General features: G+C 68.0%; 24 protein-coding genes. 9 read left to right on the top strand and 15 right to left on the bottom strand.

Annotation, left to right across the window (positions count from 1 at the left end; genetic code table 11):
- Positions 1 to 38: 38 nt before the first annotated feature.
- From E6C72_RS22960 to E6C72_RS22950, 3 genes are read left to right on the top strand one after another with little or no spacing between them, the layout of a single operon-like run.
- Positions 39 to 1,064: an aldo/keto reductase gene (locus E6C72_RS22960; RefSeq protein ID WP_109084478.1), complete on the top strand. Its 1,026-nt coding sequence runs from the start codon at positions 39 to 41 to the stop codon at positions 1,062 to 1,064.
- Positions 1,065 to 1,067: 3 nt separating this feature from the next.
- Positions 1,068 to 1,883 carry an amidohydrolase gene (locus E6C72_RS22955; RefSeq protein ID WP_109084477.1) on the top strand — a complete coding sequence of 272 codons (816 nt, stop codon included), beginning with the start codon at positions 1,068 to 1,070 and terminating at the stop codon, positions 1,881 to 1,883.
- 40 nt (positions 1,884 to 1,923) lie between these two features.
- Positions 1,924 to 3,450, top strand: coding sequence for a UxaA family hydrolase (locus tag E6C72_RS22950; RefSeq protein ID WP_109084476.1), 1,527 nt, complete (start codon positions 1,924 to 1,926; stop codon positions 3,448 to 3,450).
- A 24-nt stretch (positions 3,451 to 3,474) separates the two neighbouring features.
- Here E6C72_RS22950 and E6C72_RS22945 read toward each other — a convergent pair whose 3' ends face one another.
- From E6C72_RS22945 to E6C72_RS22915, 7 genes are read right to left on the bottom strand one after another with little or no spacing between them, the layout of a single operon-like run.
- The gene (locus E6C72_RS22945) at positions 3,475 to 4,656 is read right to left on the bottom strand and encodes a fumarylacetoacetate hydrolase family protein (protein ID WP_109084475.1); all 1,182 of its coding nucleotides are present in this window, start codon (positions 4,654 to 4,656) and stop codon (positions 3,475 to 3,477) included.
- Between the two features lie 31 nt (positions 4,657 to 4,687).
- Positions 4,688 to 5,143 (bottom strand): RbsD/FucU family protein, encoded by a 456-nt coding sequence (locus E6C72_RS22940; protein WP_109084474.1) that lies wholly within the window; start codon positions 5,141 to 5,143, stop codon positions 4,688 to 4,690.
- Between the two features lie 39 nt (positions 5,144 to 5,182).
- Entirely contained in the window at positions 5,183 to 6,190 is a 1,008-nt protein-coding gene (locus E6C72_RS22935; protein ID WP_247882174.1) for an aldo/keto reductase, read from the bottom strand.
- A gap of 20 nt (positions 6,191 to 6,210) precedes the next feature.
- On the bottom strand, positions 6,211 to 7,305 hold the full coding sequence (locus tag E6C72_RS22930; RefSeq protein WP_109084472.1) for an ABC transporter ATP-binding protein: 1,095 nt from the start codon (positions 7,303 to 7,305) through the stop codon (positions 6,211 to 6,213).
- A gap of 25 nt (positions 7,306 to 7,330) precedes the next feature.
- Positions 7,331 to 8,122 (bottom strand): carbohydrate ABC transporter permease, encoded by a 792-nt coding sequence (locus tag E6C72_RS22925; protein ID WP_247882173.1) that lies wholly within the window; start codon positions 8,120 to 8,122, stop codon positions 7,331 to 7,333.
- A gap of 35 nt (positions 8,123 to 8,157) precedes the next feature.
- A complete protein-coding gene (locus tag E6C72_RS22920) occupies positions 8,158 to 9,090 on the bottom strand; it encodes a carbohydrate ABC transporter permease (RefSeq protein ID WP_109084470.1) in 933 nt (310 codons plus the stop codon).
- The gene (locus E6C72_RS22915) at positions 9,087 to 10,427 is read right to left on the bottom strand and encodes an ABC transporter substrate-binding protein (RefSeq protein WP_109084511.1); all 1,341 of its coding nucleotides are present in this window, start codon (positions 10,425 to 10,427) and stop codon (positions 9,087 to 9,089) included. The genes E6C72_RS22920 and E6C72_RS22915 overlap by 4 nt, the downstream gene beginning before the upstream one ends.
- A 242-nt stretch (positions 10,428 to 10,669) precedes the next feature.
- Between E6C72_RS22915 and E6C72_RS22910 the strand changes: the two genes are divergently transcribed.
- The gene (locus E6C72_RS22910) at positions 10,670 to 11,569 is read left to right on the top strand and encodes a dihydrodipicolinate synthase family protein (RefSeq protein WP_109084469.1); all 900 of its coding nucleotides are present in this window, start codon (positions 10,670 to 10,672) and stop codon (positions 11,567 to 11,569) included.
- 43 nt (positions 11,570 to 11,612) lie between these two features.
- Positions 11,613 to 12,317: a GntR family transcriptional regulator gene (locus tag E6C72_RS22905; RefSeq protein ID WP_109084468.1), complete on the top strand. Its 705-nt coding sequence runs from the start codon at positions 11,613 to 11,615 to the stop codon at positions 12,315 to 12,317.
- A gap of 16 nt (positions 12,318 to 12,333) precedes the next feature.
- On the opposite strand, the gene E6C72_RS22900 is transcribed toward E6C72_RS22905, so the two are convergent.
- Positions 12,334 to 13,044 carry an aspartate/glutamate racemase family protein gene (locus E6C72_RS22900; protein WP_109084467.1) on the bottom strand — a complete coding sequence of 237 codons (711 nt, stop codon included), beginning with the start codon at positions 13,042 to 13,044 and terminating at the stop codon, positions 12,334 to 12,336.
- Positions 13,041 to 13,982, bottom strand: a complete 942-nt coding sequence (locus tag E6C72_RS22895; protein ID WP_109084466.1) for a 3-hydroxyacyl-CoA dehydrogenase NAD-binding domain-containing protein — start codon at positions 13,980 to 13,982, stop codon at positions 13,041 to 13,043. The genes E6C72_RS22900 and E6C72_RS22895 overlap by 4 nt, the downstream gene beginning before the upstream one ends.
- 201 nt (positions 13,983 to 14,183) lie before the next feature.
- Here E6C72_RS22895 and E6C72_RS22890 point away from each other — a divergent pair, with 201 nt between their 5' ends.
- From E6C72_RS22890 to E6C72_RS22880, 3 genes are all read left to right on the top strand, one after another.
- Positions 14,184 to 14,801 carry a GntR family transcriptional regulator gene (locus E6C72_RS22890; RefSeq protein ID WP_247875507.1) on the top strand — a complete coding sequence of 206 codons (618 nt, stop codon included), beginning with the start codon at positions 14,184 to 14,186 and terminating at the stop codon, positions 14,799 to 14,801.
- A gap of 85 nt (positions 14,802 to 14,886) precedes the next feature.
- On the top strand, positions 14,887 to 15,939 hold the full coding sequence (locus E6C72_RS22885; protein WP_109084464.1) for a phosphotransferase: 1,053 nt from the start codon (positions 14,887 to 14,889) through the stop codon (positions 15,937 to 15,939).
- Between the two features lie 6 nt (positions 15,940 to 15,945).
- A complete protein-coding gene (locus E6C72_RS22880) occupies positions 15,946 to 17,262 on the top strand; it encodes an aspartate aminotransferase family protein (protein WP_109084463.1) in 1,317 nt (438 codons plus the stop codon).
- An 18-nt stretch (positions 17,263 to 17,280) separates the two neighbouring features.
- Here E6C72_RS22880 and E6C72_RS22875 read toward each other — a convergent pair whose 3' ends face one another.
- The 4 genes from E6C72_RS22875 to E6C72_RS22860 are packed head-to-tail and all read right to left on the bottom strand — an operon-like array spanning position 17,281 to position 22,998.
- Complete coding sequence (locus tag E6C72_RS22875) at positions 17,281 to 18,642, bottom strand: NAD(P)/FAD-dependent oxidoreductase (RefSeq protein ID WP_109084462.1); 1,362 nt, start codon at positions 18,640 to 18,642, stop codon at positions 17,281 to 17,283.
- Complete coding sequence (locus tag E6C72_RS22870) at positions 18,639 to 18,947, bottom strand: (2Fe-2S)-binding protein (RefSeq protein ID WP_109084461.1); 309 nt, start codon at positions 18,945 to 18,947, stop codon at positions 18,639 to 18,641. The genes E6C72_RS22875 and E6C72_RS22870 overlap by 4 nt, the downstream gene beginning before the upstream one ends.
- Positions 18,944 to 20,932 carry a hydantoinase B/oxoprolinase family protein gene (locus E6C72_RS22865; protein ID WP_109084460.1) on the bottom strand — a complete coding sequence of 663 codons (1,989 nt, stop codon included), beginning with the start codon at positions 20,930 to 20,932 and terminating at the stop codon, positions 18,944 to 18,946. The genes E6C72_RS22870 and E6C72_RS22865 overlap by 4 nt, the downstream gene beginning before the upstream one ends.
- A 5-nt stretch (positions 20,933 to 20,937) precedes the next feature.
- The gene (locus E6C72_RS22860; RefSeq protein ID WP_109084510.1) at positions 20,938 to 22,998 is read right to left on the bottom strand and encodes a hydantoinase/oxoprolinase family protein; all 2,061 of its coding nucleotides are present in this window, start codon (positions 22,996 to 22,998) and stop codon (positions 20,938 to 20,940) included.
- A gap of 257 nt (positions 22,999 to 23,255) precedes the next feature.
- Here E6C72_RS22860 and E6C72_RS22855 point away from each other — a divergent pair, with 257 nt between their 5' ends.
- Complete coding sequence (locus E6C72_RS22855; protein ID WP_109084459.1) at positions 23,256 to 24,377, top strand: FAD-binding oxidoreductase; 1,122 nt, start codon at positions 23,256 to 23,258, stop codon at positions 24,375 to 24,377.
- Positions 24,378 to 24,386: 9 nt separating this feature from the next.
- Here E6C72_RS22855 and E6C72_RS22850 read toward each other — a convergent pair whose 3' ends face one another.
- On the bottom strand, positions 24,387 to 25,364 hold the full coding sequence (locus tag E6C72_RS22850; protein WP_109084458.1) for a DMT family transporter: 978 nt from the start codon (positions 25,362 to 25,364) through the stop codon (positions 24,387 to 24,389).
- Between the two features lie 36 nt (positions 25,365 to 25,400).
- Positions 25,401 to 26,339 (bottom strand): GNAT family N-acetyltransferase, encoded by a 939-nt coding sequence (locus tag E6C72_RS22845; RefSeq protein ID WP_199228683.1) that lies wholly within the window; start codon positions 26,337 to 26,339, stop codon positions 25,401 to 25,403.
- Positions 26,340 to 26,466 lie beyond the last annotated feature (127 nt).

Below are 26,466 nucleotides of genomic sequence, written 5' to 3'. Positions count from 1 at the left end.
TTCACCATCGAGTTCTCCGCAGCCGAGGCAATCTCCCCATGACCATGACCGACCGCCGCATCCTGCCGCGCTCCGGCCTGTCGCTCCCGGTGATCGGGCTGGGCTGCGCGCAACTGGGCGGGCTCTACCGCCCCACCGACCCGGTCGAAGCCGACCAGCTCGTCACAGCGGCCTGGGGCGCCGGCATCCGCTATTTCGACACCGCTCCCTATTACGGTTATGGCCGGTCGGAGCGGAGGCTGGGCGCAGCATTGTGCGACCGGCCGCGCGACGGGTTCGTGCTGTCAACCAAGGTCGGTCGGCTGATCCGCCCCAATGCCGACGGCGCACGCGTGCAAGGCGTCGATGCAAACGGCTGGGCCGATCCCCTGCCCTTTCATCCGGTCTATGATTACTCGCGCGACGGCATCCTGCGCTCGGTGGAGGATTCGCTCCAACGCCTCGGCCTTGCCCGCATCGACATCCTCTATGTCCACGACATCGGCCGGGTCACCCATGGTGATGCCCATGCCCATCACTGGAACGCGCTGACCCGTGGCGGCGGCTTCCGTGCGCTGGAGGAGTTGCGGCGCGACGGCGCGGTGGCCGCCATCGGCCTCGGGGTCAATGAATGGGAGGTGGCGCTGGACGCGATGGACGAGGTCAATCTCGACTGCACCATGCTGGCCGGCCGCTACACCCTGCTGGAACAGACCAGCCTGTCGCCGTTTCTGGAGCGCTGCCTCGCGTCCGGCACGCGGATCGTCGCCGCCGGAGTGTTCAATTCCGGAATCCTCGCCGGCAACGGCAAGTTCAACTATGCCGACGCTCCGCCGGAGATGGTGGCGCGGGTCAAGGCACTCGCCACCGCCTGCCGCGAGTTCGACGTGGAGCTTCCGGCCGCAGCCCTGCAATTCCCGCTGGCCCATCCGGCGGTGGCATCCTGCGTCACCGGTGTGCGCAACGCCGACCAGCTGGCGACCAACCTCGCCTGGGCCCGGGCGTCGATTCCCGCCGCCTTCTGGCAGGCATTGAAGTCACGCGGCCTGCTGGATGAAACGGCGCCTGTTCCGGTGGAGGGATAAGCGATGCGCATCGATGCCCACCAGCATTTCTGGCTGATGGCCGCCCGCCAGGGCGAATGGCCGCCGCCGGAGCTTGTGCCGATTTACCGCGATTTTCTGCCGCCTGATCTGCTGCCGCTGCTGCTGGAGAACGGCATCGACGGCACTGTCCTGGTCCAGACCCTGTCGAGCGCAGCCGACACCGACTTCATGCTCGATCTGGCGGCGCGGCATGGCTTCATCCGTGGCGTGGTCGGCTGGACCGACCTGAAGGCGCCGGACGCATCGCAGCGGGTTCGCGCGCTCGCCGCCCGCCCCAAGCTGAAAGGGCTGCGGCCGATGGTGCAGGCGGAGGCTTCCGACTGGCTGGACGATCCCGCCATCAACCCGGCCGCATTGGCAATGTCGGAGGTGGGGATGAGCTTCGACGCGCTGGTCCTGCCGCGTCATCTGCCGTCGCTGCTGCGCTTCGCCCGGCGGCATCCGGCGCTGGCCATCGTCATCGACCACGCCGCCAAGCCGGAGATCGCCGACGGCGGCATCGCCGGCTGGGCGGAGGATATGGCCGCCCTCGGCGGCCTGCCGAATGTCTGGTGCAAGCTGTCCGGCCTGCTGACCGAAGCGGGCGAGCGCACCGGCATCGACGACATCGGCCCCTATGTGCAGCGGCTGATCACGCAGTTCGGCACCGACCGGCTGATCTGGGGCAGCGACTGGCCGGTCCTGCGGCTGGCCGGCGACTATGCCGGCTGGCTGGAGATGTGCCGCCTGCTGATCCCCACAGAGGCGCATGACGCCGTGTTCGGCGGCAATGCCGCCACCTTCTACCGGCTGGACTGACGCAGTCCGCCATCAACGATTTTCCTCAAGGACAAAAGCGATGCCGTCTTCCGTTCCCGAACTTCTCCTGCTGAACCCGTCGGACAGCGTCGCGGTCGCCACCCGCGAGATCCCGGCGGGCAGCCCGGTCAGCGTCGGCAGCTTCACCGGAACCGCCGCCGCCACCATCCCCAGCGGCCACAAGATCGCCATCCGCGCCGTGGCGCCGGGTGAACCTGTGGTCAAGTACGGACAGGTGATCGGCACCGCCACCCAGCCGATCGAACCCGGCCAGCATGTCCACGTCCACAATCTCGGCATGGGGGAGGCGCGGCTCGACCATGGCTCCACCAGCATCGTCGAAGCCGACCGCGGCAGCGAGCAGGCCACCTTCCTCGGCATCCGCCGGCCGTCGGGGCAGGTCGCCACCCGCAACTACATCGGCGTCATCGCCAGCGTGAACTGCTCCGCCACCGTCTGCAAGCGCATCGCCGACGCCTTCAATGGCACTGCGCTGGCCGATTACCCGAACGTTGACGGGGTGGTCGCCATCGTCCACGGCAGTGGCTGCGGCATGAACGGCACCGGCGAGGGGATGGCGATCCTGCGCCGCACGCTGCGCGGCTATGCCGACCACGCCAACTTCGCCGGGCTTCTGCTGATCGGTCTCGGCTGCGAGATGAACCAGATCGCTCCGCTCGCACAGACGCTGGCCCCGCGTCCAGACGGGCTGATCGCCACCCTGACCATCCAGGAGGAAGGCGGTACCCGCGAGACCATCGAGCGCGGAGTCGCCCTGGTCCGTGCCATGCTGCCCATCGCCAACGACGTCCGACGCGAGCCGGTGCCGGCGAGTTACCTGACGGTCGGGCTGCAATGCGGCGGATCGGACGGGTATTCCGGCATCACCGCCAACCCGGTGCTGGGCGCCGCCGTCGATCTGCTGGTCGCCCATGGCGGCACCGCCATCCTGTCGGAAACGCCGGAAATCTACGGCGCCGAGCATCTGCTGACCGCCCGCGCCGCCTCCCCCGCCGTCGCCGACAAGCTGATGGACCGCATCCGCTGGTGGGAGGACTACACCCGGATGCACAAGGGCAACATGAACAACAACCCGTCGCCCGGCAACAAGGCCGGCGGCATCACCACCATCCTGGAAAAGTCGCTGGGCGCGGTCGCCAAGGGCGGCGGCACCCGCCTGAACGCGGTGGTCGATTATGCCGAGCCGGTGACCGACCACGGCCTCGTCTTCATGGACACGCCGGGCTACGACCCGGTGTCGGCAACCGGGCAGGTGGCGGGCGGCGCCAACCTGATCGCCTTCACCACCGGGCGCGGCTCAACCTACGGATGCAAGCCGACACCGTCGCTGAAGATCGCCACCAACAGCGCGCTCTATGCCCGCATGGGCGACGACATGGACTTCAACGGCGGCGCCGTGCTTGACGGCGGCACCAGCGTGGCGGAGGCGGGTGCCGCCCTGTTCCGCCTGATGCTGGACACCGCGTCGGGCCACCGCACCCGCAGCGAGGAAAACGGCATCGGCGACAACGAGTTCGTGCCCTGGCAGATCGGCGCCGTCATGTGACGGCGCTCAACCGGGGGGCGCAACTTACCCCTTCAGCGCCCCCCGCCGGACCAGCGAGCGCATCAGCTCGACGATGCCGGTGGTCCAGGGCTCGCAGGCGTCGCTCGGCCGCATGCGGTTGACCAGCGCGCCCAGCTTGGGCGCGGCGATGGTGACGATGTCGCCCTCCTTGTGGGTAAAGCCGCCGCCGGGATTGTCACGGTCCTGGGTTGGCGCGAACATGGTGCCGAGGAACAGGGCGAAACCGTCGGGATATTGATGGACCGGGCCAATGGTCTGGGCGACGAGGTCTTCCGGATCGCGGCTGATCCGCGAGATGGAGGACAGGCCGGCCAGCTGGAAGCCCTCCGGCCCCTCCACCGTCAGCGCGACATCGGTGGTCCGCACATCGTCCAGCGTGAAGGTCTTGTCGAAGAAGCGGATGAAGGGACCGACGGCGCAGGACGCGTTGTTGTCCTTCGCCTTCGACAGCAGCAGAGCCGAGCGCCCCTCGAAATCGCGCAGGTTCACGTCGTTGCCCAGCGTCGCTCCGGTGATGCGGCCGTCGGGGGCGACGATCAGCACCACCTCCGGCTCCGGATTGTTCCAGGTCGATTTCGGGTGCAGCCCGGCATCCATCAGCGTGCCGACCGACGACAGGACGGGCGCCTTGGTGAAGACCTCCGCGTCGGGGCCGATGCCGACCTCCAGATACTGGCTCCAGGCGCCCTGGGCAATGAGCACCTCCTTCAGGCTCATCGCCGCCTCGGAGCCGGGCTTCAGCGCCGCCAGATCGTCGCCGACCAGCCGCTGTACCTCGGCGCGGATCGCCTCGGCGGCGTCGGGATTGCCGCGGGCGCGCTCCTCGATGACCCGCTCCAGCATCGACACGGCGAAGGTGACGCCGGCGGCCTTCAACACCTGAAGGTCGGTCGGCGCCAGCAGCCAGGGGGAATCAGCATCACGGCTGTCCGGCGGCGTGTTGGCAAGGATGTCGGCCAGCGCGCCGATGCGCTCCCCCGTTGCCATGGCAAGGTCCGCCGCCGGATCAGGCCGGGCGGCCAGTTCGCTCATGGTCGGGAAGCTTGCCGTCACGTCGTACACGCCGTCGGCGCGCACCGCCGCCACCGAGGGGCCGATGCCCGGCCGCCAGACGCGCCCGGCCAGGGTGCCGGCATAACCGTCGGTGGGAAGGGTGCGGGTCACATCCACAGGAAACTGGGTCATGTCGGAATCCGGAGTTTGAAGTCGGGTCGGGTTACGGCACGTCACCGGCGATGACGCCCTTGCGCAGCAGGAAGCAGCCATAGGGACGCGGGTCGCCGACCTGCACGACGGCGAAAGCCTTGCGTGCGGCATCATAGAAGGCGAACCGCTCGATCCCCTGCAGGAGCAGCGGCCGGCCTTCGGCATGGTCGATCTCGGCCTGCACCTCACCCTGGACGGCGGGGATTGCGGCGGGATCGCCCACCACCTCCATCCGGCGAACCGGGTCGGGTACGTAGCCGTCAAGCGGGAAGACGCTGAGGATGCCGCGGGCGGCACGCGCCATCGTCACTCCCGGCAGCACGATCAGACGGCCGGAAAGGGTGGCGCGGGCGATGGCCTCCGCCGGATGGTTGGCGTCGACCAGCGCCAGATCATCGCCATGGCCCATGGCGGCCAGCACCCACAGCAGGTCGGGAGACAGAAGCGGGTCGAGCCCTTTCAGCATGGCGCTTGTCCTTTGTTGGTTTGTGCCATCGTCCGGCGCTCAGACGGGCACCGGCACATCCGCCGCCAGCAGCCCTTCCCCCTTCAGGTCGGACCATAGCACCGCCGGGATTTCCGCCGCCATCGCGTCGAGGTTGCGGCGTACCTCCTTGGCCGTTACCGCCCCCAGCACCACCGACGACACCGCCGGATGCCCCAGCGAGAAACGCAGCGCCGCGGTGGCGAGCGGCACGCCATGGGCGCGGCAGACCTCCTCGATCCGTGCCACCCGCTCCAGGATAGGGGTCGGGGCCGGGCCGTAATTGTACTTGGCGCCGGGAACTGCGCCGCTGGCGAGGATGCCGGAGTTGAACACGCCCCCCAGCATCACGCCGATGCCCTTGGCCTGCGCCAGCGGCAGGAACTCGTCCAGCGCCGGCTGCTCCAGCAGGGAATAGCGCCCCGCCAGCAGCATGGCATCGAAATCGCCGGCCTTGGCGAAGCGAACGCACATATCCGCTTCGTTGACGCCGACGCCGATGGCCTTGACCGTGCTGTCGGCGCGCAGCCGGTCGAGCGCGCAATAGGCACCGTCCATCGCCTCGGCGAAGCGCGCCTCGATGCGGTCGGCACCGTGGGTCCAGACGTCGACGTCATGGATCAGCAGCACGTCGATGTGGTCGGTGCCCAGCCGCAGCAGCGACTGCTCTACCGACCGCAGCGTGCCGTCATAGGAATAGTCGATCACCGCCCGGTGCGGAAAACCGCCGGCATAGCCCGAGCCGTCGCCCCTCCCGCTGGCCGGATCCATCCAGCGCCCGACCTTGGTGCACAGCACGACGCCGTCGCGTCCGGCCTGACGCAGGGCGGCACCGCAGCGCGCCTCCGCCAGCCCATGGCCGTACAGCGGCGAGGTGTCGAGCAGCGTGACGCCAGACGACAGGGCGGCGACCGCGGCGCCAACGGCGGTGGCCTCGTCAAGATGGCCGTACAGGTCACCCAGCGGCGCGGCACCGAAGCCGATTTCCGAGACGGCAATGCCGGTGCGGCCCAAGGATCTGGTCGGCAATGGTCCGGCTATCGGCGCCATCACAGCCGCATCCCTGTGTCGGGGTTGAACAGGTGGGCCAGCGCCGGGTCCGGAGCGATCCGCACCACCTCGCCGGGTTTGGCACCGGTGCGCTCGCGCAGGACCCAGGTCAGTTCGCGCTGACGATCCTCGCGGCCCGTTCCCGTTTGGCCGGCTTTCCCCAGCGGGCGCAGCACCATCTGGGTTTCCGACCCGGTCGGCTCCACCACCACCACCTCGGCCGCCAGCCCCTCGTCGGCGAGGCGGAAATGCTCCGGCCGCACGCCGTAGACGGCGGGACTGCCGTCCGAGGCCGACGGCACCCGCCCGCCCAGCGGCAGGCGGTCGCCAGCCTCGGTGGTGAAGCCGTCGCCGCCGATGCTGCCGGGGATGAAGTTCATGGCGGGCGAACCGATGAAGCCGGCAACGAACATGTTGGCCGGGTTGTCGTAGAGATCGAGCGGCGCGCCGATCTGCTCGATGATGCCGTCATGCATGACCACGATCTTGTCGGCCATGGTCATGGCCTCGATCTGGTCGTGGGTAACATAGACGGTGGTGGTCTTCAGCCGCTGGTGCATCTCCTTGATCTCGGTGCGCATCTGCACGCGCAGCTTGGCGTCGAGGTTTGACAGCGGCTCGTCGAACAGGAAGACCTTTGGGTCGCGGACGATGGCGCGGCCCATCGCGACGCGCTGGCGCTGACCGCCGGAGAGCTGGCGCGGGAAGCGGCCCAGCAGCGGCCCGAGGCCGAGGATGCCGGCCGCCCGCTCCACCTTGGCCGTGATCTCGCTCTTTGCGGTGTTCTTCAGCCGCAGCGCGAAGCTCATGTTGTCGGCAATGGTCATGTGCGGGTAGAGCGCGTAGTTCTGGAACACCATCGCGATGTCGCGGTCCTTCGGCGGCATGTCGTTGACGACACGGTCGTCGATCGCGATGGTGCCGCCGCTGATCTCCTCCAGGCCGGCGATCATGCGCAGCAGGGTGGATTTGCCGCAGCCCGACGGGCCGACCAGGATGACGAACTCGCCGTCCTGGATGTCGATCGACACGCCCTTGATGATCTCGACCGGACCGTAGGATTTGCGGACGTTCCGAATGCTGACGGAGGCCATGGGGTCGTCTCTTTCTTGAAAAGGATCAGCCGCCCTTGACGGCGCCGGCGGTCAGGCCGGCCACGATCTGGCGCTGGGCGGCCACGGTCAGGATCAGCACAGGCAGCGTCACCACCAGCGCGGCGGCGGCCAGCGGCCCCCAGCTCACCTGCTCGAAGGACAGCATGTTGTAGACGGCGACCGGCAGGGTCCGCGTCTCGCGGCTTGCCAGCACGATGCCGAAGACGAAGTTGTTCCAGGAGAAGATCACCGACAGGATGAAGGCGACGACGATGCCGGGCTTGGCGATCGGCAGCGCCACCTTGGCGAAGATCTGCCCGCGCGTCGCGCCATCGACCATCGCCGCTTCCTCCAGCTCCATCGGTGTCGTCTCGAAATAGCCGATCATGATCCAGATCACGATGGGCACGGTGACGACCAGATGGATGATGATCTGCGGCCACAGCGTGCCGAGCAGCCCCAGCCACTGGAACAGCAGGAACAGCGGGATCAGGAAGGACAGGCCGGGCGTCATGCGGGCGATCATGATGACCACCGCCGACTTGTGCGCCCGCATCCGGGCGATGCCGTACCCGGCCGGCACGCCCACCACCAACGCGAACAGGGTGGCCGCCCCGGTGACGATCAGGCTGTTCCAGAAATACAGCAGGAAGCTGTTGCCCTCGAAGATCGTCGTATAGTTCTTCCAGGCGAAGCGGTCCGGGATCAGGATCGGCGGATAGGCGCCGTTGTCGATCTCGAACTTCAGCGATAGCGACAGCATCCACAGGAAGAACAGCAGCGCCGGGGAGACCAGCAGCAGGACGCAGACGGCCATGCCGATCTTGTCCAAGAACGTTCTCAGCGGCCGGCTCATTTCCCGTCTCCCGAATTCCAGGCGCTGCGCTGGCGCAGGTGCAGCAGGATCAGCGACAGCAGGATGATCAGCACGAAGAACACCACCGCGATGGCCGAGCCGTAGCCGATGTCGTAGTAGGTGAAGGCGACGCTGTAGAGATAGAGGTTGATCGTCTCCGACGCCGTGCCCGGCCCGCCCTGGGTGATGGTGTAGAGGATGTCGAAGCTCTTCAGCGCGTCGATGGTGCGGATGATGACCGTCACCATTAGGAAGGGCTTGATCATCGGCAGTGTCAGATAGCGGAAGCGCTGCCAGGCGGTGGCGCCGTCGATCTGCGCGCTCTCATACGGCTCGGTCGGCAGCGCCGCCAGACCGCCCAGCACGATCAGCATCACAAGTGGCGTCCACTGCCAGGTCTCCACCAGCACCAGCGACAGGATCACCGTGCTGGGGTGATAGACCCATTGCAGCGGCCCGATGCCGACCAGCGACAGCAGGTAGTTCAGCACGCCCAGTTGCGGGTGGAACATCATCGTCCACACGAGCGCGATGGCGACCGGGGTCGCCATCATCGGCATGACGAAGATGCCGCGCAGCAGGCCGCGGGCCGGCAGCTTGGTGTTGAAGGCCAGCGCCGCCGCGGTGCCCAGCACCAGCGGTGCCAGGACCGACAGCGCGGTATAGACCAGCGTGTGGGCCATCGCCTCCAGGAAGCGCACGTCGGTGAACAGCCGGGCATAGTTCTGCAAACCGACGAATCGCTGCTCCTCGCCGATGCGCCATTCCATGGCGCTCATCCACAGGGTGAAGACCCAGGGAAAGACGATGACCCCGACGACGACGATCAGCGCCGGCACCACAAAAGGCCAGTAGGAGGGCCGAAGCCGCTTCGTCCTGCCGACGGAAGCGGCACCGGTCACGCGGTCGGAAGAGGTCAGGATGCTCACGTCTTCTCGCTGCGCTCGAGGATCGGCTTGAAGTCGGCGGTCGCCCGCTTCAGTTCCGCGGCTGGATCGCTGCCGGAGATCATGTTGGTCAGCGCCCCGCCCAGCACGTCGCGGAACTCGGTAACCGGAATGATGACCGGCAGGGTGAGGCGACTGATCTTCGCCGATTCAACAACGGCATCGACCCAGGCGGCCGGCATCTTCACGCCCTTGCGCACCTCCGGATCCGACAGGACGGAGGTGCGGAACGGCACGCCGGCCCCAGCCTGCAAAAGGCGGGCGCCCATCAGCTTGCCGGTCGCCCATTGGCAATAGAGATAGGCAGCCTCCTTGTTCTTCGACGCCGCGGTGACGCCGACACCATCGCCGGTGGTGGCGGCCGCATGCGCCTTCGGCCCCTTCGGCATCAGGCCGTAGCCGACCTTGCCGACGACGCGCGACTTCTCCGGATCCTCCAGCGGCGGGGCGAAGCCGACGCCGTCGAACCACATGCCGACGCGGCCCTGGAGGAAAGCCGACTGGCATTCCGCCCAGTTGAAGCCGGTGACGCCCGGCGGCGCCGATTTGGTAATCAGAGTCTGGTAGAGCTTGGCCGCCTCGATCGCTTCCGGCGTGTCGGTCAGCAGGTTGCGGTTGGCATCGACGCTGTACTGGTCATAACCCAGCAGCAGGCTGGTCCACACCGGCGTGTTGGCGTTCTTCATGCCGCGGGCGACGAAGCCGTAGGTCTGGCTCGACGGATCGGTCAGCGCGGCTGCGGCGGCGACCATCTCGTCGAAGGTCTTGGGGAAGGACAGGTTCTTCTTCGCGAACAGATCCTTGTTCCAATAGACGATCCAGTAATCGACCGAGAAGGGCAAGGCGCCGATCCCGCCCTCCGGGCTGCGGGCGAAGGTCACGCCGGCTTCGGAGAAATCGTCGAGGAATCCGGCATCGGTCAGCGACGGATCCTTGATGAAGGGCGTCAGATCGGCAAGCCACTTGCCCTTCTCGAACTGGCGCTTCTGGACGTGATAGCTGATGTGCACGACGTCGAAGCTCGGCCGGCCGGAGGTCAGCTCGATCACCGCCTTCTGGCGCTGCTGCTGCTCCGGGGTCTGTTCCGACACCACGGTGATGCCGGTCAGCTCCTCGAATTCCTTCTGATACTTGGTCAGCGTCTCGCCGCGCGGGCTCTTGATCAGGTTCACCTCGATCTTGGTGCCGGCATATTTGCGCCAGTTGACCCCACTGGCCTGGGCGAAGGCCGGCAAGCTGATACCGCTGAGGCCCAGCGCACCGGCCGTGGCGCCCGACGCCAGAAGCCGGCGGCGCGACAAAGACATTCCGTTCGACATCGACATGCACTCCTCCCCGTTATCGCCTGGGCCTTGGGCGCCCGGACTTGCCTGGACTGAATTGGCCTCGACCGGCGGACACTTTGAGCGACGCGGATCCGCACCGCCACCGATTTGATTGCTGGGTCAACGTATAAATCCAGCGCAGCCCCCTTGCAAACGAAAAACATCCTAGTAACATGTTAGTAGTAACGCGGTGGCCGCTCGGCCGTTCGTCCAGCCGTTCCTGGGAGAAATATAAAGTGAATCAATCTACTGGCCGCTTCGGCCTGTCCTGCGCGCTGACCACGCCCTACCATGAGGACGGCAGTGTGGATCTGGCCCGCCTGACCCGGCATGTCGCCTGGTGCCTCGCCAGCGGCTGCGACTCGGTCACCCTGTTCGGCACCACGGGAGAGGGGCCGCTGCTCGGCCAGGTGGCGCGCGAGCAGATGATCGGCGCGCTGAAGGGCGCCGGCATCGATTTCCGCAGCCATGTGGTCGGCGGCGTCATCGCCGCGTCGCTGCATGACGCGCTCGATCAGGCCAACCAGCTGCTCGACGCCGACGCACGGGCCCTGCTGGTCGCCCCGCCCTTCTACTTCAAGGGCGTGTCGGACGACGGGCTGTTCGCGTGGTTCTCCAGCCTGATCACCAAGCTGGGCGACCGAGCGCGCGGCATCATCCTGTACCACATCCCCTCCGTCACCGCGGTTCCGCTGTCGATCGACCTGATCGGCCGGCTGAAGGCCGCCTTCCCGCAGGCGATCATCGGGGTGAAGGATTCCGCCGGTGACTGGGGCTACAGCCAGCAGCTGCTCGCCGCCCACCGCCACGACCTCGCCGTGCTGATCGGCGATGAGCGGGTGCTGGCGCAGGCGGTGCGCGACGGCGGTCAGGGCGCTATCTCGGGCATGGCCAATCTGGTGCCGGGACGGCTGCGGACGGTGGTCCATCAAGGCCGCGACGATGCCGCGCTGGTCGAGTTGGTGGACGCAGTTCTGCGTTATCCTGTCACCCCGGCGGTGAAGGCGCTGGTGTCGCACGCCACCGGCGACAGCGCATGGTTGACGGTGAGGGCCCCTTTGCTGCCTATGTCGGTGGCGGACACCGCGACGCTCGGCAGTCTCTTCGACCGGGTGTTCGCGGACAGGGCCGCCTGATGGGGCCCGCCTGACCGGCCCCTCCTGACGGGACAGCACACGGATGACGACCTCCGCCAGACATGACCGGGTCAAACGCGACCGCGACGCGGTCAACCTGCGCAGCAGGGCTTACGAAAGCTTCACGCAACGGCTGCTGGCGGACGAGATCCGCCCCGGGCAGTTCATCTCGCAGCGCGAGCTGGTCGAGCTGACCGAACTGCCGCTGGGGGCGATCCGCGAACTGATCCCCAGGCTGGAGGCCGAAGGGCTGGTGAAGACCGTGCCGCAGCGCGGGATGCAGGTCGCCCATGTCGACCTCAACCTGATCCGCGATGCCTTCCAGTTCCGCCTGTTCCTGGAACGGGAGGCGGTGGCGGTCTTTGCCCAGGAGGCGCCGGAGGCGACGATCGGCGCGCTGCTGGACGATCATGAACGCATCATCGCCGCCTGCGCCGAAGCCGAATCGAACGGCGGCGTGCAGCCCGCCTTGCTGAAGGAGGCGCAGGACATCGACTGGGCGCTGCACCTGACGATCATCGACGCACTGGGCAACGCCATCATTTCCGACGCTTACCGGGTCAACCAGATCAAGATCCGGCTGATCAAGCAGTCCAAGACCAAGCTGAACACCACTGTGCTGGTGCCGACGATGCGCGAACATCTCGCCATCATCCATGCCATCCAGGCCCGCGATCCGGAGCGGGCTCAGGATGCCATCGGCACGCACATCCTCAGCGCCCGCGACCGCGCAATCGGCCTGCGCTGACGCGGTCGGCAGGGCATCAGGTGATCCCGGCTCGCGCCGTCACACGGCGCAGCGCCTCGACCGCCGCCCCGGGGGTGGTGAGCACCGGGACGGACAACAGCGGCTGCAATTTCGGCTGCGCCCGCGCCATGGAGAATTGGCCGAGCACGACGACATCGCAGCCCTGCAACCGCTCGGCGGTCCCAGCGACACGCTCGTCATGTCCCTCGCCGTCACCGCTCTTGAGTGCGGCGAGCGCGCCGTCGGCGACGGCAATCGTGACCTCGATGCGGCGACCGGCAGCGGCGGCCATCGCCGACAGTTCCGCGCGCAGAGAGTCGGCGGACGGGCCGAAGCTGACGACGATGCCGATTCGGTCGCCGGTTGCCAGCGCCGCCTCGAACGCCGACTCGTTCGGACGCAGCACCGGGATCGGCAACTGCGGCTTGACCGCGTCGATGGCCGGAGCGAAGGCGGAGCAGGTGAACAGGATGCCGGCCGTCCGCCCCCCTGCGCCAGTGGTACCGGCAGCATAGCCGGCCAGCGTCCGGAACCGCCCCATCATCGCCTCGTCAAGCCGGCCGGCCTCCGCCAAGTCGACGGCGAGCGATGTGTCAAGCAGGTCGAATATCCGGGCTGCGGGCCAGTACGCCCGGAAGGCGACCCGGGCCGGCACCACCGATTCCTCGAGCGCATGGATCAGGGCGATGCGCGGCCCCGGCTTGACGGCACTCGTTTCGGCGGTCATGCGTCCACTCCCTGCTTTGCGTTCCGTCGGGCCGCCAGCGTCAGTATCAGGCCATGGTCGCGTTCGGCCTCCAGCGTGGCGACGGAGCGGCCGGAGGCTTCCTGCGCGATCCCATCGATCAGCAGTTGGCGAACCTCAGGTGTCAGACTAGGGCTGCCAAGCGTCGCCCAGCGCCGTTCCTGGCTCGGCCCGAGATGGTCGAGATAATGGGCGATGCCACCCGGGCCACCGCCCAGATGATAGGCCATGTGGGCGCCGATCACCGACCAGCGCAATCCTGGACCATGGACCAGCGCTGCATCGACGTCGGCGACATCGGCGATGCCCTCCGCCACGATGTTCACCGCTTCGCGCCAAAGGGCGGAGGCCAGCCGGTTGGCGATGCGGCCGACCGCATCCTTCTTCAGCACCACCGTCGCGCGACCAAGGCCGCGATAGAAGGTTTGCGCTCGCGCCAAAGCCCGCGCATCGGCGGCGAACAGCTCGACCAGCGGCATCAGATGCGGCGGATTGAAGGGGTGGGCGGTGACGAGGCGGTCACGCCGTACCACGCCCGCCGCCAGATCGGTCCAGGTCAGCGAGGAGGTGCTGCTGGCGATCACCGCATCCGCTGCCGCCGCGGCCTCCACCTCGGCATAGAGGCTGTGCTTCACCACGGTCTTTTCCGGCGCATTCTCCTGAATCCAGCCGGCACCAGCGACGGCCGCCGCGACCGTTGGCGCGATCGACAGTCGACCGGGCACGGTGGTGGCGGTTCCGAGCGCCCGCAACTGGCCGAGCAACCGTTCCACCCGTTCCGGCAATGCCGCCAGCACGGCGCCGTCAGGATCCCAGGCGGCCACATCGAGCCCATGGGCCAGGAACAGGGCCGACCAGCTTTCGCCGATCAGCCCGCAGCCAAGTACCGCGACGGAGATGGTTGGCGAGGGTGGTGGCATCGGGGGAAGACTCCTGCGCTTTGTGTCGGAGAGTGGAAGCAGGGACAGCTTGACCTCTGTCCGGAACCACGTCAATATGATGCATCATACAGCAAGACGTGATGGCCGGGTTGCGAGCAGACGATGAGCGGGTTCGACCTTACCCTTCTTGAGCATGACAATCTTGGCAGCACGATTTACCAGAAATTGTGCGGAGCCCTGATGAAGGGCGCGTTCAAGCCGAACGACCGCCTCAAGATCCGCGATCTCGCCGAACGGCTGGGAACCAGCGTTACGCCGGTGCGCGACGCCATCCTGCGGCTGGTGCAGGATCAGGCGCTGGTTCTGCGTTCGCCGCGCGACATCCGCGTTCCGATGCTGAGCCGCGCCGCCTATCTGGAGATCCGCGATATCCGCGTCAATCTGGAGGGAATGGCCGCCGCCCGCGCCGCCGAGAAGGCGACACCCGCCCAGATCGCTCAACTGGAAGCCCTGCTGACGCACAACGAGGAGGCGATGGCCGCCGGAAACACCGCACTGGCGACAGAACTCAACCAGATCTTCCATTTCAAGCTGACGGAAATCGCCGACATGCCGGTGCTCGGCGACATTCTGCGACGGCTCTGGCTCCAGATGGGGCCGTTGATCGCCGACGTCTATGGCGGCGCAGGGCGCACGATGATCGACCATCACTATCCGCTGATGGACGCGATCCGCCGCCACGACAGCCCGGCGGCATCCATCGCCATCCAGGCCGACATCCTGTTGGCGAGCGGCCCGATCCTGGAGCGGATCGACGCCGCGGTTCACGCCCAGCTCCCGGAAGCCCTGGCTTCCTGACCAGCTCTGCCGGTTCGACAAGCCGGTCCACATTATACTGATGCATCAAATACCGAAGGTTCCGAATGACGAGGAGTGTGCGGCCATGACACAGCGTGATGTACTGACCACCGTCGCGCCGCCGATCTCCACGGAAGAGGCCGGCGTGATGATGCGGCGGCATTTCGGGCTGTCCGGCAATGTCCGGGAACTGAGCAGTGAGCGCGACCGCAATTTCCACATCTCCACTCCTGGGGAGCGGGGCGCCGGAGGCCAGGGTTATGTATTGAAATTCACCAACCCGGCCGAACCGCAGCCCGTCACCGCCTTCCAGACCGGGGTGATGCAGCATGTCGCCCTGCGCGACCCCATCCTCCCGGTGCCGCGCGTGGTGCCGACCGTGGAGGGAGAGGCGCAGACGACGGTCCTGATCGACGGCCATCCGATGATCCTGCGGCTGCTGACCTATCTGGATGGCACGCCGCTCCATGCCGCCCCGGCCTCACCGGGGCTGATGCGGGCACTGGGGGCGACGCTGGCGCGGCTGGATCTGGCGCTCGCCGACTACGAGCATCCGGGATCGGAGCGCGACCTGCTGTGGGACATCACGCGCACTGCCAGCGTCGCCGACCGGCTGCATTATCTCGCCGACGGGCCGCGCCGCCGGATGGTGGAACGCTTCATCGCCCACTTCGCCGATGACGTCGCTCCCCGGCTGCCCGTTCTACGGCATCAGGTGATCCACAACGACCTCAACCCGCACAACGCGGTTGTCGATCCGGTCGGACATCAGGCGGTCACCGGGATCATCGATTTTGGCGATGCGCTGAGAGCGCCGCTGGTCAACGATCTGGCGACGGCGCTCGCCTACCACGTCACCAGCGGCGAGACGCCCTTCGGCTCCATCGTCGAGATGACCCGCGCCTACAACGCCGTGCTGCCGCTGACAGCGGAGGAGGTTGAACTGCTGCCCGATCTGGTGGCCGCCCGTCTTGCCCTGACCATCTCCATCACCGGCTGGCGTGCGGCCGAATATCCGGAGAACGCCGCCTACATCCTGCGGAATGCCGAACGCGCCTTCACCGGCCTGGAAAAGCTGACCGGCGACGAGGCCGCCACCGCACGGACTCTGCTCCATCTCGCCTGCCAGGAAGTGTGAACCGCCATGACGATGATCAATGCCTACACCCCTGACGCCGCCGGCTCCCTGCCGGAGCGCGAGCGCGCCCTGATCGCCCGCCGCGAGAAGCTGCTAGGCCCCGCCTACCGCCTGTTCTACGCCGACCCGATCCATGTCGTGCGCGGAGAGGGACCGTATCTCTATGACGTCGATGGCAACCGCTATCTCGACGCATACAACAACGTCGCCTCGGTCGGGCATTGCCGGCCGGAGGTGGTGGAGGCGATGGCGAAGCAGGCGGCAGTGCTTAACACCCACACACGCTATCTGACCGACGGCATCCTCGACTTCGCCGAAGCCTTCCTGGCGGAATTCCCGGCTGAGCTGTCGCACCTGATGCTGACCTGCACCGGCAGTGAGGCCAACGATCTGGCCCTGCGCGTCGCCCGCGTCCATACCGGCGGCACCGGGGTCGTCATCGCGCACAATGCCTATCACGGCGTCACCTCCGCCCTGGCGGAGATGTCCCCGTCGCTGGGCGCCGCAGTGAAGCTGGGCGACCATGTCCGCGTCGTGCCGGCGCCCGACGGCTACCGCATTCCGGCCTCGGAGGTCGGCGGCGCCTTCGCCCGCTCGGTGGAAGCGGCGATTGCCGATCTGCGCGAGAAGGGCATCGCCCCGGCGGCCCTGCTGGTCGACACCATCTTCTCCAGCAGCGGGGTCTTCACCGATCCGGCGGGCTTCCTCACTCCGGCGGTCGAGGTGATGCGCAAGGCCGGCGGCATCTTCATCGCCGACGAAGTGCAGCCAGGATTCGGCCGGCTCGGCACCCACATGTGGGGCTTCGCCCGCCACGGTCTGGTGCCCGACATCGTGACAGTCGGCAAGCCGATGGGCAACGGCCACCCGGTGGCCGGCGCCATCTTCCGGCCGGAGGTGATCGAGGCGTTCGGCCGCAGCCAGCGCTATTTCAACACCTTCGGCGGCAACCCGGTCTCCTGCGCCGTGGCCCATGCAGTGCTGCGCGTCATCAAGACGGAACGCTTGCAGGAGAACGCGCTGACCGTCGGCACCCGGATGATCGACGGCATCCGTGCGCTGGCCTCCAAGCACGACCTGATCGGCGACGTGCGCGGCAGCGGCCTGTTCATCGGCATCGAGATGGTGCGCGACCGCAAGCTGAAGTCCCCGGCGCCCGAGGAAACGGCTCGTGTCGTCAACGACATGCGCCGGCGCCGGGTGCTGATCAGCGCCACCGGACAGGAGGGCCACATCCTGAAGATCCGCCCACCGCTGGTCTTCTCGGCCAACGACGCCGCGCTGTTCCTGTCCACGCTGGACGAGGTGCTGTCGGCGCTGTGATGGACGCCAGGAGGGGGATTATTCCCCCTCCAGCAGTGCTGCGATGGTCGCCGGCCGAACAGGCGCCTGCGCCCGCAGCCGGCCAACATCACCGGCATCGACGAGCCTTCCGGTGGCGGCGATCAGCTCAACCGCCGCCAGCTGGCAATAGCGCCCCTGGCAGCGCCCCATACCGGCACGGCCCAGCGACTTGACCCGGTTGGCTTCCACCCCGCCATAAGCAGCGGTTTCACGCACGGCACCGGCGGTGATGCCCTCGCAACGGCACAGGACGGTGTCGTCGGGCAGAGCACGCACCTGATCGGCTGGCCAGGGGAAGGCGCGAGCAACGCCGCATGCGAAGCGCTCCAGCCGGTCGAGCCGCCTCAGGTCGGCAGCGATGTCTGGTGTGGGCCAACCCAGGTCGGACAGGCAGGCGGCGGCGGCGAGGCGGCCGGCGACCTCCGCCCCATCGGCCCCCAACAGGCGCAGGCCATCGCCGGCCAGATAGATCCCATCCCCGGCGCGGCCCATGGCGTCTGCACAGGGCAACCATTGCGCCCAGGTCCCGTCATAGACGAAGCGGCAGCCGGCAAGATCGGCAAGCTGGGTTTCCGCCTTCAGATGCCAACCGAGCCCCACCGCGTCGCAGGCCGTGCTCCGTGACCGCCCGCCGGCATCCGTCCAGCGCACCGCCGTCACCCCGCCATCCGCCGCCTCGATCCCCTCCAGAACGACGCCGGCATGGTAGAGCCGCCCCAGCCGCGCCCGCATCGCCAGCCCTTGCAGGGCGAAGGACGGGCGGACGGCAAGGTCGGGAAAGGCGGCGATCTGGCCGCGCAGACCGGCGGTGTCGAGAACCGCCGCGACCCCTGCCCCTGCCTTCAGCAGTTGCGTCGCCAGCAGGGTCAGCAGCGGCCCCGACCCGGCCAGCACGATCCGCCGGCCCATAGCTACGCCCTGAGCCTTCAGCGCGATCTGCATCGCGCCGAGGCTGTAGACGCCGGGCGCCTGCCAGCCCGGCACCGGAGCAAGACGGTCGGTCGCCCCGGTCGCCAGGATCAGCCGGTCATAGCCGATCCGCCGGCTTCCGCCATCGCCCACCGCATGCAACACCCCGTCAGCCAGCGCCACGACCGAATGGCGCGGCAGATGCACGATGCGCCCTGCCACCACCAACCCATCGAAAGCCGTGTGCAGCGCTACCGCCTTGCCGGCCTGCGAGCCGTAGAGCGTCGCCGGTGGACGGGTGAATTCCTCGGGCGGACGGCGGTAGATCTGCCCGCCGGCCCGCGCCCCCTCGTCGATCACCGTCGGGCGCAACCCGGCCGCCGCGAGCGTTTCCGCCGCACGGATCCCGGCCGGACCGGCGCCGACGATGACGACTTGTGGTTCGGTCATGGCCAATTCTCCCGCGCCCGGGTCAGAAGCCGCATGCCGTCGGCCACCTGGGTGGAACAGGCGCGCAGGCGTGTCCCCTGCTCCTGCCAGATCCAGCAATCCTGGCAAGCCCCCATCAGACAGAAGCCGGCGCGCTGCTCCGGCCCGAATTCCGCCTGCCGCAGCGCCGGTGCGTTGGTGAGGATCGCCGTCAGCACGGTGTCACCCACCAGGGCGGTGCGCTCCACGCCATCCAGCAGGAAGCGGACCGGCTCCCGCTCCGTCTCGGCCAGCCTTACAAGCCGGCCTCCCGCCGTCCCGCTCATTCCGCCGTCTCCCGGACCATGGCCTTGGCGCGCGGCATCTCGGGGAAGCGGGCATAGACCTCCTCCAGCGCCGCTTCGACTCCCTCGGCCCCGGTGCGTCCGGCCATGCGGCTGAAGATTTCCGTCTTGGCGAAGAACCGCCAGTGGACCGGCAGGCGGTCCAGGGTCCGCGTCAGGAAATCATAGGCGGCGGGTGTCCATTGCCGCTCGTAGCCCTCGCGCTCCGGTCCGAAATGGAAATGCGCGGTGGGTGCCGGCCTGCCCGCACGCAGCCGGTCGGTGGCCTCGGCGTCGAGCACGCCATTGCGGACGACGACGCCATACTCCCGCTCCGCCGCCTCCGTGGAGACATAGCCACGCGCCACGTCCTGCGCCACCCGCCATGGCTCGCGGGTGAAGGGGTCGCCCCGGCCGCCGCCACCGGCCGAACGGATGTCCAGCACGTCACCCGGTTGCAGCACGGCTGTGTCGATGTTGCCCAGCCGCCTTTCACCCGGCGTGCCGGGATTGACCACCATGTCGGAGAGCCCTGCCGCCCGGCCGCCCAGGACGCCCCAGGGACGGAAGAAGCCGCGGTCGCGGTTGCGCGCGGTAATCCGGGTGTCGGGGGAGAAAACGCGGAAGGCCATATGGGTCGCCAGCCCGCCTCGCCAGCGCCCGGCTCCGCCGCTGTCGGTCGCAAGCCCGTAGCGGACGAACTCCACCGGGGTTTCCATCTCGGTGATCTCGATCGGCGTGTTCTTTAGATAGGCGGCGTCGGCCCCCGACCCGTTGGTGCCGTCGCGGTGCGGCATGCCGCCGCCGCCGCCGACCACCGGGTTCACCGCGGCAATGATGCGATTGCCCGTCCGCTCGTCGGTGGTCATCACATTGACGATGCAGTTGTTGCCGGCGGGCGCCGCCGGAAGACGCTCCGGCACCGCCTGGGAGAAGGCGCCGAAGATGACCGAGCGCAGCCGGGCGCAGGTCAGCGACCGCATGCCCACCGCCGCCGGGAAGGTCGGGTTCAAGACCGAGCCTTCCGGGGTGATGCAGGTGAAGGGCCGAGTCAGGCCGGTGTTGAGCAGGATCTTCGGGTTGATGGTGTAGAGGACGTAATAGACCCCGACCAGCAGCATGGTATGGCGGGGATCCCCGCCGGACGGCACGTTCAGCGATGAGGCCAGCTGCGGATCCGAGCCGGTGAAGTCCAGCACCGCCTCGTCGCCCAGAATCGTCAGGGTCAGCTTCAGACGGCAGGGGTTGGCGGCCACCGAATCCTCGTCGGCATAATCGGCGAACACCCACCGGCCGTCAGGCATGGCGCGCAGTATGTCGCGCGCCTGCGCCTCGGCATGGTCCAGCAGCGCCTCGACGCCATCGAGGAAAGCGGTCTTGCCGAACTTCTCGACCATGGCGAGGATCTTGCGCTCTCCGGTGTTGAGCGCGCCGACCAGCGCCTTGATGTCGCCGATGTTCAGGTCGGGTTTGCGGACGTTGGTGGTCATGATCCGCAGGATCTGCTCGTCGAATACCCCTTCGCGAACCAGCTTCATTGGCGGAAAGCGGATGCCTTCCTGATGGATTTCGGTCAGCGCCCGCGACAGCGAGGCCGGTACCGCGCCACCCATGTCGGTGTTGTGGATGTGCCCGCCGGTCCAGGCGATGATCTCGTCCTCAAAGAAGACCGGCTTCCACAAATGGGTGTCGGGGGCGTGGGTCGCGACGAAGCCGGAATAGGGATCGTTGGTGAAGGCGACGTCGCCCGGCCGATACTCATCGATCATGTCAATGGCCCGGCCATAGGTCAGGCCGGGATACCAGGTCGCTCCCAGCTCCATCGGCACACCGAAGGTCTCGCCCCGGCGGTTCAGCAGCATGACGGTGAAATCCTCCGTCTCCTTGACGAAGGCGGAATGGGCGGTGCGCTGGAGCGTGTGGGCCATGTTCTCGGCCGCCGAGCGCGCGTGGTTCGCCAGAACCTGAAGCTTCATCCTATCGAACACAGGCGTCACTCCGCGAAGGTCAGGTGGAGGTTGAGGTGCGCATCGACGCGGGCTTCGGTCCCGGCCGGAATGGCGAAGGTGGTGTCCTCCTGGGCGACGATGGCGGGCCCCTGAAAACGCGCCCCGGCCTGGAGATCGGCACGCCGGTACAGCCCGACCGGGGTCATGACGCCACCGGTGAAGACCGGAACGGTCCGCTCCGGCGAGGCGGCGCACGGCTCGTCCGGTGCGGTGGGGAACTGCAATGCAGGACCGTTGCCGATGGCCGACAGGCGCAGGTTGACGATCTCGATCCGCCCATCCGGGTCGTCGAAATCGTAGAGCCGGGCATGCGCCGCGTGGAAGGCGGCGGCGATGGCGCCCGAGCTGGAATTGGGGTCGTCGCCGTCGAGCCAGGACGGGTTTAGCGGCGTTTCAATCTCATAACTCTGGCCGGCATAGCGCATGTCGGCGACGATCATCAGTTCCGCCGCACCGGAATGGCCCTGGGCGGCAAGCCAGTCGCGCCCCTCGGCACCCATCGCTGCGAAGGCCTCGCGCAGCGCCGGCATCAGGCCGGGGGACAGTTCGGCGAACAGGGTGCGGACGAAATCGCCGCGCAGATCGGCGACCAGCCCACCCAGCGCCGACACCACGCCAGGCCAGCGCGGAGCCACCACGCGCGGCATACCCAACTCGCGCGCCAGGAACACCCCCAACATCGGGCCGCCACCGCCGAAGGGCATCAGCGCGAAGTCCCGCACATCGACACCGGCACGTGCGGCCATCTTCTCGACCTCCGCGAACATCTCCGACACCGCGACGTCGAGGATGGCCTGGGCGGTGGCCTCGACCGAACGGCACAGCTCGTCGGCCAACCGCTTGATGGCGGCGCGGGCGAGGCCGGCATCCATCCGCAGCTGCCCGTAAGCCATCTGGCTGTGGCCGAGCCAGCCACATACCACCATGGCGTCGGTCACCGTCGCCCAGTCGCCGCCGCGGCCGTAGCAGGCCGGACCCGGCGTTGATCCGGCGGATTCCGGGCCGACACGCAGCACGCCCTGCCCGTCGACGCTCGCGATCGACCCGCCGCCGATGCCGATGGAGCTGACCGAAACCGATGGAATGTGCAGCGGAAACTCGCCGATCATCTCGCCAACGCCGAACTGGGCCTGGCCGTCGATGATGAGCGCGAAGTCGGCGGACGTGCCGCCGATGTCGAGCGTCAGGATGCGCGGTTCGCCCGCCTGCCGGGCCAGCCACGCCGCACCATTGACGCCGGACGCGGCGCCGGACAGCAGCATATGGACGCAGGCCCGCTTGCCCTCCGCCGCATTCATCACGCCGCCGTTGGACTTGGTCAGCAGGGGACGGGCGGGCACTTCGCGGCCGGCCAGCCGCTCCTCCAGGGCCGACAGATAGCCGGAGATGCGGGGATGGACATAGGCGTTGAGGATCGCGGTGGTCGTCCGTTCATACTCGCGGATCACCGGCCAGACCTCAGCGGAGGTGAAGACGAATAGATCGGGCGCCAGCCGGGCGATCTCCTCCTTCACCGTGGTCTCGTGGCCGCCGTCGCGCCAGGAATGCAGGAAGGAGACGACGACGCCCACCGCTCCTTTGGCTTTGAGGGTTGCCACGGCATCGGCGACGGCCGTCAGGTCGGGAGCCTGACGCTCGGTTCCATCCGACCGCAGGCGGGTGGGGATGCCGAAGATCATGTCGCGCGCCACCAGCTGGTCGGGGCGCGAGCAGAACAGCGAATAGGTGTCCGGCATGCGCAGCCTGGCGAGTTCGATCACATCCTCGAACCCCGCGTTGGTCAGCAGCGCCAGCGGTGCACCCTTGCGCTGGATCACCGTGTTCATGCCCACCGTCGTGCCGTGCACGAAGCGGGTGATCGCGCGCGGGTCCATTCCCTCGCGCTCGGCCAGCAGGGTCAGGCCGGTCATCAACTCGGCACCAGGATCGTCCGGCGTCGTCAGCACCTTCAGCGACGCCACTCGGCCCGACTTGGTGTCCAGCGCGCAGAAATCGATGAAGGTCCCGCCGATGTCGACGCCGACCTTCCAATCGACTTCACCCATGCCCCCGTCCATCTTCGCTCCCTTCTGCTGGTCAGCCTGCGCTTGTGCTGGGGAAAAGCTGACATGGCGGAGTGGGGACGGTCTAAGACCCAATGGAAGCAAACGCATAAGGCGGACTTATGCACCACGCCTGCGAATGCCCGATCCATAGCCCGGCCTTATGGGAGTCCGCCCAACCCGTCTTTGACCCACGCGCCCGCCACCGGCAGCCTGACCGATGGGGCGGAGCCGCGTCCGCCCGAATGTGGGAGAGGTCGATGAAGGTTATCGTGCTGGGCGGCGGGCTGATGGGATCGGCCGCTGCCTTTTTCCTGGCCCGGCGCGGCCTGCGCGTGACGCTGCTGGAACGCCACCGCGTCGGTACGGGCGCCACGGTGGCATCCTTCGGCAACATCCGCCGCAGCGGGCGCTATCTGCCGCAGTTGCCGCTCGCCCACCGGTCGCGGGCGCTGTGGGGCGAGACGGAGCGGCTGCTGGGCCGCGATGTGGAGTTCCGCGCCACCGGCCATCTGCGGCTGGTGTTCGACGAGGATGGGTTGGCTGACATGCGCCGCTACATCGCCGACGCGCGCCCCTGGGGGCTGGAGTTGGAGGAACTGACGCCGCCGGAGATCCGCCGCCGCTTTCCCGGCCTGGGGCCGGGCGCCATCGCCGCGTCCTTCTCGCCGCAGGACGGCAGCGGCAACCCGCGCCTGATCGCGCCGGCCTTTGCCGACGCCGCCCGCCGACTGGGCGCCGAGATCGTGGAAGACTGCGGTCCGGTCGAGGTGTCGGCCACCAGTTCCGGCTTCGAGGCGGTGACGCAGCGGGGCCGATTCAGCGCGGACTGCCTGCTGAACGCCGCCGGCGCCTGGGGTGCCCGGATCGCCGCCGGCTTCGGCGAGCCCGTGCCGATGGAGGCGTACGGACCGCAGATGGGCGTCACCGAACCGCTGCCGCACCGCATCCTGCCGGTGGTCGGCATGTGGTCGCGCGCGGGCGGTGACGGCTATCTGCGACAGGTGGAGCGCGGCAACATCGTGTTCGGCGGAGCGGCGGAGCGGGTGACGGTACCGCTCGACCCCGGCCATGCGAAGGCCGACCCGGCGCGGCTGCCCGGACAACTGCGGGGGCTGGTCCGGCTGCTGCCGGCCATTGCCGATGTCGCGGTGATCCGCACCTGGTCGGGCTGCGAAGGCTATGTCGCCGACAAGCTGCCGGTGATGGGGCCGTCGGTGACGACGCCGGGCCTGTTCCACGCCTTCGGCTTCAGCGGCCACGGATTCCAGCTCGGCCCCGGTGTCGGCGACGTGATGGCGGAAATCATCGCCACCGGGCGCACCGACACGCCGCTGGATGATTTCCGCATCGACCGCTTCCAGGCCATCGGCAAATCCTGACCCTGAACGTCAGCGGGTGGCCCGCACCGTCTCCAACCGGCCGACGAACCGGTCGGACAGCGGAACCACCAGTGCCGACGCCGCGATGACGAAGGCGCCGGCCAGGCTGACTGGTGACGGCAGCAGGCCGAAGATGGCCGCGTCAAGGATCAGCGCCCACAGCATGGCGGTGTAGTCGAAAGGTGCCTGGGTCGAGACCGAAGCGCGGGCCATCGCCTCAGTCATGGTGATGTGCGCCAGCCCCCCGGTGATGCCCGCCCCAATGAGATAGGCCAGCGACATCCCGCCCGGAGTGATCCAGCCGAACGGCCAGCTCGCCAGCCCGCCGAGTGCGCAAAGCAGAGCGAAATAGAATGCGATGGTCCCCGGCGCCTCGGTGGCGGTCAGCGTCTTTATCTCGACCCGGCCGGCGGCGGTCGCGACCGCCATCGCCAGTCCCGCCGCCACCCCGATGATGGTGTTGTGATCCAGCGTCGGTCCTTCAAAGGCCGGCACCAGCATCAGGACCACACCGGCGAACCCGACCAGCGCCGCGCCGATGGCTACGGCGCCCGGCCGCTCGCGCAGGAACAACATGGCGGCCGGCACCGAAAGCAGCGGAGCCAGGAAGCCGAGCGCGGTCGCCAGCGCCAGAGGCAGATAGGCCAGCGAGACGAAGGAGAGCACCATCGCCGCACCTCCATAGATGTTTCGCTTCAGGTGCCCAACCGGCTGCCGGGTCTTCAAAGCCGACGGGAACTGCCGGCGCCACATCAGATAGGCGATGATCGGCGGCAGCGCGAAGGCGCTGCGGTAGAAAACGATCTGTCCGACCGGCGCCTCGACGGACGCCAGCCGGACGAACAGTGACATCACCACGAACAGCCCGGCCGACACCAGCCGGAGCATGATACCGGCACGGTTGCCGGAGGAGTTTCCAAGAGGAGAGGGTTCGGGCACGGGGGCGGCATGAGAGCCGGCGGAGGAGTCCGGCGTCTGTCCCGGCATGATCGGCGAATCCTTGTTCGTGAAACCGCTAGAGGTTCAACCCAGAGCCTGGGTTGCGAGTGCGAAGGTGACGGGGCGGTCCGACCCCCGCGTCGACGGATCGGTCAGCGGCGCGCCGAGCGACATGGTTAGCACCGTGTCGTGGATTTTCAAACCCGACCGGGCGACGAACAGCGGGAAGATTCCTTCGTCAAGATGGGTGTCCAGGCGCAGGAAACGGCCATCATGCTCGTTCACATGGGGCTGCACCACCGCGACCGCATCCTCGTCCAGCCCGGCGACCACGGGACCGACCACATGCCCACGGCCGAAGGGACGGCAGAGGGCGAAAGCCGCCAGCCCACCGTCGCGCTCCAGGCCATAGCCGACCGATTGGTCGAAAAGCCGCGCGATCAACCCGGCGCGCGAGATTCCGAAGGCGCGCTCATCAAGATCCGTCACCGCCGCGAGATCCGCCGCCTCCAGCCGCCGCACCGGCCCGGCGGGGGGGGGCTGGTCGCTCCGGCGCGCTTCGCCCTGGCATTGGAACACCGTGCGATGACCAATGAAGCCGAGCGAGCGGTACAGCGCCAGAGCCGCGCGGGTCGCGCTGAGCCGATAGGTGCGTCCCGCCGACGCCGACAGCACCCGCTTCATCAGCCATTCGCCGACCCCCAGCGATTGCAGCCGGGGCGACGTCATCACCATGCCGATGGTGGCGAAATCGTCGCCATGGGGAAACCACATCGCCGATCCCAGCACCCGGTCGATCTCGTCCAGCGCGACGAAACCATGGCCGACCTCGCGCGCGAACTGCCAGTCCTCGGCGCGATGCGGCCAGCCGACCGAGATCGACAGCGCCTGCAGGCGCTCCAGGTCGATGTCGGCGATGTCGGCCATCCGTACGTCGAAGGCGTCGACCGTGAGGGAGGCCGGTAACGGGGCGTCCGTCGACTCTCCAGCCTCCGATCCATCATCAAGACCGCGTTCGCTCAAAGCGTCCTCCTCCCCGGCGTTTCCATAGAGTGAGGCGGTGCGCCTTTGGGGCAACCGATATGCCTGAACCATCCACCGCTCACCGAGACTAGCGGGGCGACCACCGCACAAATCACCGCAAAACACC

Origin of the sequence: Azospirillum sp. TSH100, from assembly GCF_004923295.1 — a bacterium.
Classification (GTDB): Bacteria; Pseudomonadota; Alphaproteobacteria; order Azospirillales; family Azospirillaceae; genus Azospirillum.
Note: the sequence above shows the minus strand (reverse complement) of the source record. Positions and strands in the feature narration are given on the sequence as shown.

What these genes read in the sequence shown, in the direction of transcription:
- E6C72_RS22925 (WP_247882173.1), bottom strand. Translation starts at nt 8,122, where the DNA reads ATGGCCGTCTGCGTCCTGCTGCTGGTCTCCCCGGCGCTGCTGTTCTTC.
- E6C72_RS22870 (WP_109084461.1), bottom strand. Translation starts at nt 18,947, where the DNA reads ATGAGCGGGACGGCGGGAGGCCGGCTTGTAAGGCTGGCCGAGACGGAG.
- E6C72_RS22905 (WP_109084468.1), top strand. Translation starts at nt 11,613, where the DNA reads ATGACGACCTCCGCCAGACATGACCGGGTCAAACGCGACCGCGACGCG.
- E6C72_RS22930 (WP_109084472.1), bottom strand. Translation starts at nt 7,305, where the DNA reads ATGGCCTCCGTCAGCATTCGGAACGTCCGCAAATCCTACGGTCCGGTC.
- E6C72_RS22900 (WP_109084467.1), bottom strand. Translation starts at nt 13,044, where the DNA reads ATGACCGCCGAAACGAGTGCCGTCAAGCCGGGGCCGCGCATCGCCCTG.
- E6C72_RS22855 (WP_109084459.1), top strand. Translation starts at nt 23,256, where the DNA reads ATGAAGGTTATCGTGCTGGGCGGCGGGCTGATGGGATCGGCCGCTGCC.
- E6C72_RS22880 (WP_109084463.1), top strand. Translation starts at nt 15,946, where the DNA reads ATGACGATGATCAATGCCTACACCCCTGACGCCGCCGGCTCCCTGCCG.
- E6C72_RS22945 (WP_109084475.1), bottom strand. Translation starts at nt 4,656, where the DNA reads ATGACCCAGTTTCCTGTGGATGTGACCCGCACCCTTCCCACCGACGGT.
- E6C72_RS22850 (WP_109084458.1), bottom strand. Translation starts at nt 25,364, where the DNA reads ATGCCGGGACAGACGCCGGACTCCTCCGCCGGCTCTCATGCCGCCCCC.
- E6C72_RS22950 (WP_109084476.1), top strand. Translation starts at nt 1,924, where the DNA reads ATGCCGTCTTCCGTTCCCGAACTTCTCCTGCTGAACCCGTCGGACAGC.
- E6C72_RS22860 (WP_109084510.1), bottom strand. Translation starts at nt 22,998, where the DNA reads ATGGGTGAAGTCGATTGGAAGGTCGGCGTCGACATCGGCGGGACCTTC.
- E6C72_RS22955 (WP_109084477.1), top strand. Translation starts at nt 1,068, where the DNA reads ATGCGCATCGATGCCCACCAGCATTTCTGGCTGATGGCCGCCCGCCAG.
- E6C72_RS22960 (WP_109084478.1), top strand. Translation starts at nt 39, where the DNA reads ATGACCATGACCGACCGCCGCATCCTGCCGCGCTCCGGCCTGTCGCTC.
- E6C72_RS22915 (WP_109084511.1), bottom strand. Translation starts at nt 10,427, where the DNA reads ATGTCGAACGGAATGTCTTTGTCGCGCCGCCGGCTTCTGGCGTCGGGC.
- E6C72_RS22885 (WP_109084464.1), top strand. Translation starts at nt 14,887, where the DNA reads ATGACACAGCGTGATGTACTGACCACCGTCGCGCCGCCGATCTCCACG.
- E6C72_RS22875 (WP_109084462.1), bottom strand. Translation starts at nt 18,642, where the DNA reads ATGACCGAACCACAAGTCGTCATCGTCGGCGCCGGTCCGGCCGGGATC.
- E6C72_RS22890 (WP_247875507.1), top strand. Translation starts at nt 14,184, where the DNA reads ATGAAGGGCGCGTTCAAGCCGAACGACCGCCTCAAGATCCGCGATCTC.
- E6C72_RS22895 (WP_109084466.1), bottom strand. Translation starts at nt 13,982, where the DNA reads ATGCCACCACCCTCGCCAACCATCTCCGTCGCGGTACTTGGCTGCGGG.
- E6C72_RS22940 (WP_109084474.1), bottom strand. Translation starts at nt 5,143, where the DNA reads ATGCTGAAAGGGCTCGACCCGCTTCTGTCTCCCGACCTGCTGTGGGTG.